The 12,568-nt window shown below is 66.7% G+C and carries 12 protein-coding genes; 6 read left to right on the top strand and 6 right to left on the bottom strand.

The window, feature by feature from the left end:
• Nucleotides 1-48: 48 nt before the first annotated feature.
• Complete coding sequence (locus tag MWM08_RS09040; RefSeq protein WP_244459116.1) at nt 49-615, bottom strand: peptidoglycan-binding domain-containing protein; 567 nt, start codon at nt 613-615, stop codon at nt 49-51.
• Nucleotides 616-796: 181 nt separating this feature from the next.
• On the opposite strand from MWM08_RS09040, the gene MWM08_RS09035 reads away from it, so the two are divergent.
• Both MWM08_RS09035 and MWM08_RS09030 read left to right on the top strand, forming a co-directional pair.
• Nucleotides 797-2,077 carry an MFS transporter gene (locus MWM08_RS09035; protein ID WP_244459115.1) on the top strand — a complete coding sequence of 427 codons (1,281 nt, stop codon included), beginning with the start codon at nt 797-799 and terminating at the stop codon, nt 2,075-2,077.
• Nucleotides 2,078-2,198: 121 nt separating this feature from the next.
• Nucleotides 2,199-2,972, top strand: coding sequence for a class II aldolase/adducin family protein (locus tag MWM08_RS09030; protein WP_244459114.1), 774 nt, complete (start codon nt 2,199-2,201; stop codon nt 2,970-2,972).
• Between the two features lie 157 nt (nt 2,973-3,129).
• Here the strand turns inward: MWM08_RS09030 and MWM08_RS09025 are convergent, their stop codons facing one another.
• On the bottom strand, nt 3,130-4,962 hold the full coding sequence (locus MWM08_RS09025) for an ATP-dependent nuclease (RefSeq protein WP_244459113.1): 1,833 nt from the start codon (nt 4,960-4,962) through the stop codon (nt 3,130-3,132).
• A 68-nt stretch (nt 4,963-5,030) separates the two neighbouring features.
• Here MWM08_RS09025 and MWM08_RS09020 point away from each other — a divergent pair, with 68 nt between their 5' ends.
• From MWM08_RS09020 to grxD, 4 genes are read left to right on the top strand one after another with little or no spacing between them, the layout of a single operon-like run.
• On the top strand, nt 5,031-5,618 hold the full coding sequence (locus MWM08_RS09020) for a transposase (protein WP_244459112.1): 588 nt from the start codon (nt 5,031-5,033) through the stop codon (nt 5,616-5,618).
• A gap of 57 nt (nt 5,619-5,675) precedes the next feature.
• Nucleotides 5,676-7,898 carry a phosphoribosylformylglycinamidine synthase subunit PurL gene (gene purL, locus MWM08_RS09015; protein WP_244459111.1) on the top strand — a complete coding sequence of 741 codons (2,223 nt, stop codon included), beginning with the start codon at nt 5,676-5,678 and terminating at the stop codon, nt 7,896-7,898.
• Nucleotides 7,898-8,146 carry a BolA family protein gene (locus MWM08_RS09010; protein ID WP_244459110.1) on the top strand — a complete coding sequence of 83 codons (249 nt, stop codon included), beginning with the start codon at nt 7,898-7,900 and terminating at the stop codon, nt 8,144-8,146. Before purL ends, MWM08_RS09010 begins: the two co-directional genes overlap by 1 nt.
• A complete protein-coding gene (gene grxD / locus MWM08_RS09005) occupies nt 8,143-8,481 on the top strand; it encodes a Grx4 family monothiol glutaredoxin (protein WP_244459109.1) in 339 nt (112 codons plus the stop codon). The genes MWM08_RS09010 and grxD overlap by 4 nt, the downstream gene beginning before the upstream one ends.
• Before the next feature lie 181 nt (nt 8,482-8,662).
• On the opposite strand, the gene MWM08_RS09000 is transcribed toward grxD, so the two are convergent.
• From MWM08_RS09000 to MWM08_RS08985, 4 genes are all read right to left on the bottom strand, one after another.
• Nucleotides 8,663-9,232: a hypothetical protein gene (locus MWM08_RS09000; protein ID WP_244459108.1), complete on the bottom strand. Its 570-nt coding sequence runs from the start codon at nt 9,230-9,232 to the stop codon at nt 8,663-8,665.
• Nucleotides 9,233-9,298: 66 nt separating this feature from the next.
• Nucleotides 9,299-11,104 carry a DNA helicase RecQ gene (recQ, locus tag MWM08_RS08995; protein WP_244459107.1) on the bottom strand — a complete coding sequence of 602 codons (1,806 nt, stop codon included), beginning with the start codon at nt 11,102-11,104 and terminating at the stop codon, nt 9,299-9,301.
• Nucleotides 11,104-11,484: an OmpA family protein gene (locus MWM08_RS08990; protein WP_244459106.1), complete on the bottom strand. Its 381-nt coding sequence runs from the start codon at nt 11,482-11,484 to the stop codon at nt 11,104-11,106. The genes recQ and MWM08_RS08990 overlap by 1 nt, the downstream gene beginning before the upstream one ends.
• A gap of 67 nt (nt 11,485-11,551) precedes the next feature.
• The gene (locus tag MWM08_RS08985) at nt 11,552-12,508 is read right to left on the bottom strand and encodes a radical SAM protein (RefSeq protein WP_244459105.1); all 957 of its coding nucleotides are present in this window, start codon (nt 12,506-12,508) and stop codon (nt 11,552-11,554) included.
• Nucleotides 12,509-12,568: the final 60 nt, after the last annotated feature.

Below are 12,568 nucleotides of genomic sequence, written 5' to 3'. Positions count from 1 at the left end.
CCCCCGCCGGCGCCAACCCTAACGCGAGGCGCCGGCGCGCGCGCTGCACTACCGCACAGGCGCTTCCAGGTTGCTCGGATTGAGGCCCAGCGCCTGTGCCGTGGTCGGGTTGATCTGGCCGCTCGCCTCCAGGCCACGACCGCGCTGGAAGCGTTCGATCGCCGCCTGCGTCCCCGCGCCCCAGATCCCGTCCGGCCGCGCCTGGTAGAAGCCCAGCGCCCGCAGCCGCGCCTGGATGTTGCGCACTGCCTGCTGGCTCAGCGGCGCCGAGGGCGCTGCCGTCGCGGCCGGAACCGGCTCCGCCGTCGCCGCCGGCAGCAGCCGCGGCACGCCCACGCCCAGCGCCTGCGCGGTCGCCACATTGATCGACCCGGTCACCGGCAGCCCACGCGCCTGCTGGAACCGATCCAGCGCCGCCTGGCTCTCCGGACCCCAGACGCCATCCGCCCCGCCGGAATACACCCCCGCCTCCCGCAGCCTCTCCTGCACGGCCGCGGTCGCCGAGGGCGTCAGCGGCTGCACGAAGGACAGCGGCGCCGGTGCCTGGCCAACCGCCGGCCCCGCCACCACCGCAACAATGAAAGCCGCCCCGAGGGCGCGAGAAATCTCATGCATGGCCAATTCCCCTGTCGTTCCCCGCAACAACGGATCGCGACACCCAGGGTTGCGCCGGCCGCGCCCCGCCGCCGCCGCATGCCGCCGCATCGAAGAATCCTGTTGTGCCGCCCCTGCGCGGGGCCAAAGCTCCCGCCGCGCAGCCACGGGCCGCGCAGACCCGCGGGGAAGGACCGCCGCCATGTTCGCCGCCACCGCCGCATCCCGCCTCGCCCGCCACGGCATCCACTACGCCTGGGTCATGCTGGGCCTGACGTTCATGGTCTCGGTCTGCACCTCGGCCGCGGTCAGCCTGCCGGGCGTGCTGATCGTGCCCATGACCGACGAATTCGGCTGGGGCCGCGGCACCGTCGCGGGTGCGATGGGCGTCATGTTCTGCCTGTTTGCCCTCATGGCCCCCTTCGCCGGCGCGCTGATGATTCGCTACGGCCTGCGCCGCGTCGTCTCCGCCGCCACCATCCTGGCGGTCGGCGCCGTCATCGGCCTGACGCTGGTCAACGCCCCCTGGCAGGTCTGGGCCTGCCTGGCCGTCCTGGGCGCGGCGGCAGGCATGGTGGCGCTGGTGCTCTCCGCCACCGTCGCCAACCGCTGGTTCGCCGAGCGCCGCGGCCTGGCCATGGGCCTGCTCACAGCCGCCTTCGCCGCAGGCCAGCTCAGCTTCCTGCCCGCCGCCGCGGCGCTGGCCACCAACTTCGGCTGGCGCGCGGCGGTGCTGCCGGCGATCCTCGGCCTCGCCATCTGCGCCGTGCTCTACCTTCTGCTGGCGCGCGACTGGCCGGCCGATATCGGCCTGGCCCCCTATGGCCGCACCGACATCGTGCCCCCCACCATCCCCTCCGCCGGCAATGCGGTGACGCTGAGCCTGTCGGTGCTGCGCGAATCGCTGGGCTCGACCGTGTTCTGGATCCTGGCCGGGACATTCTTCATCTGCGGCCTGTCCTCCACCGGCATCGTCAACCAGCACTTCATCCCCTTCTGCGGGGACATGGGCGTATCGGCCGTGGTGGCGGCATCCTTCCTCGCGATGATGGGGGTGTTCAACTTCATCGGCACGGTCTGCTCGGGCTGGCTGTCGGACCGCTTCGACAACCGCATCCTGCTGGCCTGGTACTACGGGCTGCGCGGCCTGGCGCTGATCTGGCTGCCCTTCAGCAGCTTCGACATGCTGTCGCTGACACTCTTCGCGGTGTTCTTCGGCCTGGACTACGTGGCGACGGTGCCGCCGACGGTGAAACTCGCGGCGCTGCATTTCGGGCCGGAGAAGGCCGCCATCGTCTTCGGCTGGGCGTTTGCCGCGCACCAGCTGGGCAGCGCGGTTTCGGCGGCGATGGGCGGAGTGTGGCGGGACGTGGCAGGCAGCTACGGGCCGGCCTTCATCACGGTGGGGATGATCAGCGTGAGCGCGGCACTGGCAGTGCTGACGCTGCACGATGCGCGGGGGCGGGCGGTGCGGGCGGCGTAGCGAGCATCGCAGGGGCTCTGCCCCTGCACCCCGGCAGGAAACTCAGTTTCCTGCACCTTCGGGCTGTTGGGCGGGCGCGCCTTCGATGGCACCATGCGCCGGCATCGCATGAGGACGGATCATGGACAGCATCCAGAACACGCCGCAGGACATGCTCGAAGCGCAGCGCCGCCAGGCGCGCATCGACCTCGCGGCGGCCCACCGCCTCGCCGTCCTCGACGACTATCACGAGGCCATCGACAACCACTTCACCCTGCTCGTCCCCGGCCGCCCGGGCCGCTTCTACCTCAATGAATTCGGCCTGCATTGGAACGAGGTCACCGCCAGCAACCTCATCGAGGTCGCCTTCGACGGCACCGTCGTGGAAGGCCGCGGCCCCGCCGACCGCAGCGCCATCTGCATCCACGCGCCGATCCACGAAGCCACCGGCGCCGCCTGCGTGCTGCACACCCACATGCCCTACTGCACGGCGCTGTCGCAGCTCGAGGACATGACGGTCGAGATGACCGGCCAGGGCGCCCTGCAATTCGAAGGGCGCATCGCCTACGACTACGACTACAACGGCTTCGCCCACGAACACGCCGAGGGCGAACGCATGGCCGCACTGATGGGCGACAAGGTCGTGCTGATGATGGCCAACCACGGCGTGGTGGTGATCGGCGACACCGTGGCGCAGGCCTACCGCCGGCTCTACTTCCTCGAACGATCCTGCCGTACGCAGCTGTTTTCGATGTGGACCGGCCAGCGCCGCCGCTTCGTCGCTCCGGAAGTGCTGGAGAAGATGCGCGAACAGGCCGGCTGGAAAGACCCGACCATGGCCATGGGCGCGTCCGACTACTACTTCGCGGCGATGAAGCGGATGCTGGACAGGACGCAGCCGGATTACGCGGATTAGGGCGCTCTGGGACGACGCTCGGCGAGGGCGCGTTCTCGCCGGGCGGCTTCGCAGGGGCTCTGCCCCTGCACCCCGGCCGGAAGCTCAGTTTCCTCCACCTTCGGGGAAAACATTTTTTACTTCCCTTCTAAACAATAGCCCCTTATCGAACACCTCATTAAAGAGACGCGATTTGCGCAAGTATCTCTTTAATGTCATCTGCAATTTCATCTTCACGCATTTCTTTTGCAATATCTTCTGGACTTATATTGAAATTTCGGTACAGAGAATTTGCGCCCTCTCTAATCATTTCCTTTCCACGCGCATCGGCCAGAGCGGCAGGAATATCTCTGGATGCGAAATTCGGCGGAATAACGATTGCATGTGATTGGAAGAACTGCTCGACATCCTCGACATATCTGATTAGCGCCCTCGATATGGCGTCGGGACACATAAGATAGTTTTCGATATGACGCCGCCGCCACACTCTGATTAGCAAGTCAGCTTCGGAATTTTTTACCGACTTGTCTTCAAGCGTCAGTTTGTTTACATGGTTTATTTCTAGATCATCACGGTCTCGAAGACTTAAGGCTTTCAGCGCGGGTATTTCTGACTTTAGCTGCACAAATAAGTGCTTTCTTTCTATGTGACTAGCACTCCACGGCCAAACAACAAGATCAACAGGCCATCTCATACCGATTTTGGCGGCCCATATTCGCAATAACCTCTCGTCGCCCGGCCCCTCAACAATAAGAAGCTTCTTATTCCTCCGAAGAGGATCGAGCTTTGGAGAATACTCACTCCCCAACCCAAGAAACAAACTCGTGCGCTGATCAGACGATTGCACGTAGGATATTTTATTTGGTCGTATGTGTAGTATTTTCGAATGATCGACATACCGAAGTATCTCGGTTGAATGAGTTGCCATTAATACTTGTTTTTTATTGTTATCAGCTATCAGCTCGAGCTGCCTTACAAGTTGACTCTGCAGAGAGGGGTGCAGGTGAGCGTCCGGCTCATCGAGCAGGATAGTTCCAAAACTTGGGTTTAGAGCTAGAACATAGACGCTTAGCCATTGCAGAAATCCACTCCCCTCTGACATCAGGTCCCGCGGATTATATTTTACAAATCTTTTAAAGATTCCAGACGACATCTCTCCCTTTATGCAGTTCACTTTAATATTACTGTGATACATTGAATTGTAAGGGCCTATTTCCAGCTGTGCATTGAAATTCGTAGCCATAGCTACTTGAAGTTGTTCCCACGGATCGGTCTGTCGGAGCTTTTGCAAATCACTATCTTTGATTTTTGTGCGGCCAATTTTTAGCAGAGCACGCTGCTTTTCATTTTCCTGGTGCATATCCCACAGTAAATTTCTAATGACGCCTCCCGCGAGCCCTCGCCCAATCAGTGATCGTCGCTCTGCGCCGGACATCAGGTTCTCCCTACTCACGATGCCAGCAAAGGGTGGGAGGTAGGCTATGGTTGGGATTGCTTCACCCAAAAGCAGATTAGACTTCGACGATTTGATAAAAAGTCTATCATTAGCGAGAGCAAGAGAAATCTCCAATTCTCGTTCTTCGTTAATCTGATTAGTCCAGCAACACGCCACGCTTAACGAGTACCCATCCGCTGCCTCTGGATGTTGCGTCTTTAAGTTGGTCCAAAGATGCTTCAGGCTAGCAATAGCGACTGGCGAAAACTCGTCATCAGAAAGGCCCAGTCCTTGTCTTTTGTATCCAGAAACAAGACTTTCCTTTCCACGCTCCATCTCCAAGACCGTCCGGCAGAACTCCCAGACCGCGAGCGCCTGGAGTATCGTTGATTTTCCGGAATTGTTGCCGCCTGCAACGAAAGAAACGCCATTACGGTGAAATGAGATCGAGTTTTCGCGGAATTTCTTAAAGTTTCGCAACGAAATTTTCGTTATCATTCTTGTTCCGACAGCTATGGCGAGACTGGCCGAATCCAGCTGCCTCAGATTATCGCCAAAGGCGTTAGGGAGAACCACGAAAACGTGCGCAAGGAGTTTATAGGAAATAATTCCATTTGCGTCGCCCCCCGGATATGTTGCGAGGCATGCCCCACACCGCATCATTCCCCGTCCCCCACCCCCTCACCCCCACCCAATTCCTCGCCCTCCTCCCCTACATCCTCCCCCGCTCCCCCGCCGGCCGCTCCATCGGCGACCTCCGCGGCCGCATGAACGCCATATTCCACCTCGCCTGCACCACCGCCCCCTGGAGCGCCCTCCCGCCCGAACACGGCAAGCCCGACACCGTCTCCCGCTACTTCCGCCGCCTCACCCATGCCGGCCTCTGGGAACGCCTGCTCGAAGCCCTCAAGGAAAACGATCCCAAGCACCCGCTGAACGAGATCGCCCCCCTCATCTTCCGCGCCTGCCGCCGCGCCGTGCGCCTCCGGGGGCTGAAATTCCTCGTCCTCATCCGCCGCCTCGGCTTCCTCCAGGCCCTGAACGGCCCGCCGGACAAGCTCCCCAACCCCGATTTGTCCGAAAGCCTGAAGCACACGCGCTTCCCGCCCTACCCCGAAACGAAAGCGCAATGCGACGCCTACCGCGCCCTCACCAAGGCGCTGAAACAGCTCCATCGCGTCATCGGCGGTGTGAAGCACCTCACCCGCCAGCAGCGCCTCGGCTGGTCATGACCAGCCCCGCGCAGACACCCCCTGGACAGCGGCCACCGCCCTACCCACAAGGCAGGCATGACCGCCGCCACGCCCACGCCGCTCGACCCCGCCCGCGCCGCCCAGCTCGCCGCCGAATTCGGCCTGAAGCCGGACGAATACGACCGCGCGCTGGCCATCCTCGGCCGCACCCCCTCGCTGACCGAACTCGGCGTGTTCTCCGTGATGTGGTCGGAACACTGCTCCTACAAATCCAGCCGCATCTGGCTGAAGGAACTCCCGACCAAAGCCCCCTGGGTCATCCAGGGCCCCGGGGAGAATGCCGGCGTCATCGCCATCGGCGACGGCCTGGCCGCCGTCTTCAAGATGGAATCCCACAACCACCCGAGCTGGATCGAGCCCTACAACGGCGCCGCCACCGGTGTGGGCGGCATCCTGCGCGATGTCTTCACCATGGGTGCCCGCCCCATCGCCAACCTCAACGCGCTCCGCTTCGGCAGCCCCGACGCGCCGCGGATGAAGCAGGTGATCGACGGCGTGGTGCGCGGCATCGGCGGCTACGGCAATTGCGTGGGCGTCCCCACCGTGGGCGGCGAGGTCAACTTCCACCCCGCCTACAACGGCAACCCGCTGGTCAACGCCATGACGGTCGGCATCGCCAAGGCCGACCGCATCTTCACCGCCGCCGCCACGGGTGTCGGCAACCCGGTGGTCTATGTGGGTTCCAAGACCGGCCGCGACGGCATCCACGGCGCCACCATGTCCAGTGCGGAGTTCAGCGCGGACAGCGAGGAAAAGCGCCCCACCGTCCAGATCGGCGACCCCTTCGCCGAGAAGCTCCTCATCGAGGCCTGCCTGGAACTCATGGCCACCGACGCCATCGTCGCCATCCAGGACATGGGCGCGGCGGGCCTGACCAGCTCGGGCGTCGAGATGGCGGGCAAGGGCGGCATGGGCGTGGACCTCACACTTGATAGCGTCCCCCAGCGCGAAACCGGCATGACCGCCTACGAGATGATGCTGAGCGAGAGCCAGGAGCGCATGCTCATGGTCCTCAAGCCCGGCCGCGAAGCGCAGGCAGAAGCCATCTTCACCAAGTGGGAGCTGGACTTCGCGGTGATCGGCCACCTCACCGACACCGGCCGCATCGTCATCCGCCACAAGGGCGAAGTGGAAGCGGACATCCCCCTCGCCCCCCTGGAATCGGAAGCCCCCCTCTACCGCCGCCCGACCGAGGACACCCCGCCCCAGCCCGTGCTGGACGCCGCGACCATCGCGGACCCCATCGGCATCGAGGCCGCGCTGATGCGCCTGGTCGCCTGCCCCGACCTCTGCTCCCGCCGCTGGATCTGGGACCAGTACGACAGCCTGGTGAACGGCCAGACCGTGAAGCGCCCCGGCGCCGCCGACGCCGCCATCGTGCGCATCGAGGACCACGACCGTGCCCTCGCCATGACAACCGACTGCACCCCCCGCTACGTGGTGGCCGACCCGGTGGAGGGCGGCAAGCAGGCGGTGGCCGAGGCCTGGCGCAACATCACCGCGACCGGCGCCCTGCCCCTCGCCATCACCGACAACATGAACTTCGGCAACCCGGAGAAGCCCCGCATCATGGGCCAGTTCGCCGGCGCCGTGCGCGGCATGGCGGCGGCCTGCACCGCGCTCGACTTCCCGGTGATCAGCGGCAATGTCTCCCTCTACAACGAGACCGAGGGCCGCCCCATCCTCCCCACTCCCGCCATCGGCGGCGTGGGCGTGCTGGAGGATGCACGCCACGCCATCGGCCTCGGCATGCCCGCCAGCGCCGACCTGGTCCTGGTCGGCACGACGCAGGGCTGGCTTGGCCAGTCCCTCTGGCTGCGCGAGGTCGCCGGCCGCGAGGAAGGTGCCCCCCCGCCCGTGGACCTCACGGCCGAACGCCGCAACGGCGACTTCATCCGCGCCCAGATCCTCGCCGGCGCCGTGCAGGCCTGCCACGATTGCGCCGATGGCGGCCTGCTGGTGACGCTGGCAGAGATGGCCATGGAGACCGGCTTCGGCGCGACCCTCGCCCCCGCCCCGGACACGTTGCCGGCCCACGCCTTCTGGTTCGGGGAGGACCAGGCCCGCTACGTGGTGGCGGTCCCCGACGCCACCGCCTTCATCGCCACCGCGACCGCCGCCGGCGTGCCGGCTGCGCGGCTCGGGCGCAGCAGCGGCGGGGACTTGGTTCTGGCAACCGGCCAGTCCATATCTGTGGGCGCGCTCAGGGCCGCGAACGAAGCCACCCTGCCCGCGCTGATGGAAGGGAGGTCCGCCTGATGGCGATGCAACCGGCGGAGATCGAGGCGCTGATCAAGTCCGCGCTCCCCGATGCCGAGGTCACCATCGAGGACCTGGCCGGGGATGGCGACCACTACGCCGCCAAAGTCGTCTCGGAATCCTTCCGCGGCATTCCCCGCGTCAAGCAGCACCAGATCGTCTACGCCGCGCTGCAGGGCCGCATGGGCGGCGTTCTGCATGCGTTGGCCCTTCAGACCTCCGCCCCGGAACAGGATACCGCGCGATGAGCAACCCGACCCACGATCGCATCCAGGCCGCCATCACCGAGAACCCCGTGGTGCTCTTCATGAAGGGCACGCCGGTGTTCCCTCAGTGCGGCTTCTCCGCCCGTGTCGTGCAGATCCTCAGCCACATGGGCGTGCCCTTCAAGGGCGTGAATGTGCTCGAGGACATGGAGATCCGCGAGGGGATCAAGGAATTCTCCAACTGGCCGACCATCCCGCAGCTTTACGTCGGCGGCGAATTCGTCGGCGGCTGCGACATCGTCACCGAGATGTTCCAGGCCGGTGAACTCGGCAGCCTGTTGGCCGAGAAGGGCGTTCCCCACAAGGCAGAGGCCTGACGCGTCGCCCGGGGCTGTGCCACCTGGCGCGGCCCTGGCCAGACGGGCCCGTTCGTCCTTCGCCCCGCTTGCAGCACGACCCGATCACACTGGATCCGTCTGGTCGGATGACGCGCTGCAGAGTCGATGGTTTCGGGGGCTGGAAATCCGATCAGCGGTTCTCCGCTGGTCGGAAATGGCGTCAGCGCCCGGCGAGGCGCGCGACGTTGATAGCCCGCGCATAGGCGAGCTTCGCCTCCGCCGGCGCATCGCCCTGGACCTGCACCAGGATGCGGTTGTCCACCAACATCTGGACATTGCCATCATTACCCTGGATGGCGCGCTGCTCGCCGATCCGTACCAGGCGCCCCATCGCCCCGGCTAGCATCGGGTTCGCCAGGATCGCGCCGAGTTGCGCGATCATCGGATTGTCGCTCATCACCTGGATCTCGACCGTCTGGCCCTGGGCGTTGCGATAGCTGCGCGACGCCGTGGACCCACCGAACAGACCGGCCGCGCCGGCGGCGTTCGAACTCGCCTCCTCCGCCGTCCAGCCTGGCAGTCCATCGGGCAGTGCGGCGGCCAGCCCAGCGGCGGCGCGCTGCGAGAGCAGTTGCATCGCCTCCTGCAAGGCCGTCTGCGCCGCCTGGATCTGACCACCCTGGTAGGCGCGCTGCGCCTCGGTGATGGCGTTGGCGATGTCATCCGCACGCGCCGGCGTGGCGGCCAGCAGCGCAGCAATGGCGGCAGACAGCAGGATGGATCGACGCATGGATGGGTTCCCCGACTTTGCGTCGCAAGATACCGCGGGCGCGGCGCGCGCGCCATGCGCGCCACATCACACGCCGGCACTCTCCGCCACGATGCGCAGGATATCCCCGCCATAGCGTTCGACCCGCGAGCGCCCCATGCCAGGAACCTCGAGCAGATCGTCGATCGTGGCCGGCAGCCGCGACGCGATGCCCGCCAGAGTGCGATCATCGGCCACCACATAGGCCGGCACGCCCTGCGCCTGCGCCACACCGCGGCGCCAGGCGCGCAGCGCCTCGAACACGGGATCTCCGGACCCCGCCTGCGGGCCTTCCTCGCGTGCGGCGCGGCGGGCCGAGGGCTGCGCCGTATCCTCGCGCAGCATCACCGCTTCCTGCCCGCGCAGGACGGCACGCGCCGCTTCAGTCGCGACCAGCTCGCCGTGGTTTTCCACCGCCACGTCCAGCACGCCGCGCGCCACGAGCTGCCGCGCGATGCCGCGCCACGCGCTGTCCGACACATCCTTGCCGATGCCGAAGGTCGGCAACTTGTCATGGGCGAACTGCGCGACCTTGTCGGTCAGGCGCCCGCGCAGGACATCGACCACATGGCCCACACCGAAGCGCTGCCCGGTGCGCACCACGGCGGAGAGCATCTTCTGCGCCGACACCGTCCCATCGACCAGGCGCGGCGGCGTGCGGCACACATCGCAGGCGCCGCACTCGGCTTTCTCAGGTTCCTCGCCGAAGCAGCGCAGCAGCAGCGTGCGACGGCAGGTCGAAGCCTCGGCGATCGCGATCATGGCATCGAGGCGCGACCGCTCGACGCGCTTCTGCTCCTCGCTCGCGGGGCTCTCGGCGATGCGGTGCCGCGCCAGGGCCATGTCGCCCGCGCCGTACATCAGCAGCGCCATCGCAGGCAGGCCATCGCGGCCGCCACGGCCGATCTCCTGGTACCAGCTCTCGGGGCTGCGCGGCAGGTCCAGGTGCGCGACCCAGCGCACATCCGGTCGGTCGATCCCCATGCCGAAGGCGATGGTGGCCGCCATGATCACGTTGTCGCCACGGGCGAAGCGGCGATGTGCGTCGCGCTTCGCACCGGCATCCATCCCGGCATGGAACGCGAGCGCATCATGCCCGTCGCCGCGCAACCATTCGGCCGTGCTCTCGGTCCGCGCACGCGAGCCGCAATAGACGATGCCGCAACCGCCCGCCCGCGCGATCAGCCCGCGCAACTGCCCACGCTCGCTCTCCCGCGGCGCGGCGCTGATGAAGATGTTCGGTCGGTCGAAGGACGCCCGGAACACCGGCGCATCGGCAAGGTCGAGCTGCCGGCGGATATCCTCGACCGTGCGCGGGTCGGCGGTGGCGGTCAGCGCCAGGCGCGGCACGCCCGGGAAGCGCTGCCCCAGCACGCCCAACCCGCGGTATTCGGGCCGGAAGTGATGCCCCCACTGGCTGACGCAATGCGCTTCATCGACCGCGAACAGCGCGATCGGCAATTCGTCGAGCCGCTGCAGCGTGCCATCCAAGGTAAGCCGCTCGGGAGAGACATAGAGCAGCTTCAGCCGCCCGCCATGCAGGTCGCGCAGCACGCCGCGCGCCTCATCCGGCGGCAGGTCAGAATGCAGGGCGGCGGCGGCCACGCCCTGCTGGCGCAAGGCGGCGACCTGGTCCTCCATCAGCGCGATCAGCGGCGAGACAACCACGCCAACCCCGGCCCGGCACAGCGCCGGCACCTGGAAGCACAGGCTCTTGCCGCCGCCGGTCGGCATGAGCACCACGCCCGACCCGCCGTCGGCGGCGTGGCGGATGATCTCCTCCTGCCGGCCGCGGAAGCCTTCGTGGCCGAAGACCCGGCGGAGGACCTCGGAGGGATCCTCCAGCGCGCGCATCAGCCGCCGGCGCGGATCTCAACGCGGCGGGACTCGGTGGCGACGGATTCGAAGGGCACCGGCCCGCGCGCCACGATACGCACGCGATCGCGCGCCACGCCGTTGCTGATCAGGAGGTCCGCCACATGCTGCGCGCGCGCTTCCGACAGGGTGCGGTTGTAGGCCGCGCCGCCCGCGGGGCCGGCGAAGCCGACCACCACGATCGGGCCGCTGGTGCCGCGCGCCCGTTCGGCGGCACCCCGCACCACGGTCTGCGCCTCGGCATCGAGGGTGGCGCTGTCGGCCGTGAAGAAGACCGACACCGTCTGCATGGCGGCCTGCGGTGCGCAGGCCGCGGCCAGCGCGGCAGGGGCGGCGGCGAGGAAATGGCGGCGGCGCATCGGGACGACTCCGGGGTTCGCGATGACCCTAGGTCGCGCGAAGTCCCTGGTGGCGTCAACCGCCGCTTCAGCGCGAGCAGGCGGCCCCGCCCAGCACGCAGAACTTCGCGCAGTGCGCATGGTTCAGCGCCACCGGGCGCGCGGCCTCCGCCAGCGTCGCGCCCAGTTCGAAGGCCGGGTCATGCGGCAGCAGCGTGCAGGCCACGACCGCAGGGCGGTCTTCGCCGCGGCGCTTCACCACCATGCGGGCGGACGCGCACATCATGCGGTCGGGAGATTTGCCCAGGATACCCCAGCAGGCTTCGGTGATCTCAGGGACATCGACCTCGGCGTCCATTTCGGGAAACAGCATCAGCGCCACCGGGTCGGCCGCGTCGATCGGCACGCCATGCGCGGCGAACAGGGCGGCGTAGCCGGCACGCATCGCGGCTTCGTCCCCGCCGAAGCCGGCGCGGCCGGCGACATGGACCCGGAAGCCCTGCTGCGCCAACCAGACCAGGCCTTCCATGGTGCGCGCGAAAGTGCCCTCGCCACGCTCGAGGTCATGCAGCGCCGCCTCGTGGTGGTCGATCGACACACGCAGCGTCAGAGCGTCGCCGAAGGCCTCGCGCAGCGTCAGCAGCGCCTGCGCGTGGTTCATCATTGGCTTCATGGCATTGGTCAGCACCAGCGCGGACAGCCCGCGCCCGAGCACATCGCCCAGCATCGCCGGCAGGTCGCGGTTGAGGAAGGGCTCGCCGCCGGTGAAGCCGACCTCCTCGAGCGGTGCGCCGATCGCCGCGGCCTCATCCAGGTAGCCCCGCACCTCCTCGGCGCGGATGTAGGACAGCGCGTCGTTCTTCGGGCTGCTCTCGATGTAGCAATTGCGGCAGGTGATGTTGCACAGCGTACCGGTATTGACCCACAGGGTGCGCAGCGCGACCAGGCCCACGACGGCGCGGCGTTCGCCCTTCGCGGTCAGGGCCGGGTCGCGAAACTTCGCCGGGTCGAGCCGCTTCTGCGCAATCGCCATCGGTGCCGTCATCAAGCCGCCCCTCTCATCGCCATGCTGCGCAGGTCGGGTTCGCTGCCGGATCCGGCAAGG

Origin of the sequence: Roseomonas fluvialis, from assembly GCF_022846615.1 — a bacterium.
Lineage (GTDB): Bacteria > Pseudomonadota > Alphaproteobacteria > Acetobacterales > Acetobacteraceae > Neoroseomonas > Neoroseomonas fluvialis.
The sequence above is the reverse complement of the archived record's forward strand: the minus strand, read 5'-3'. Positions and strand labels throughout refer to the sequence as shown.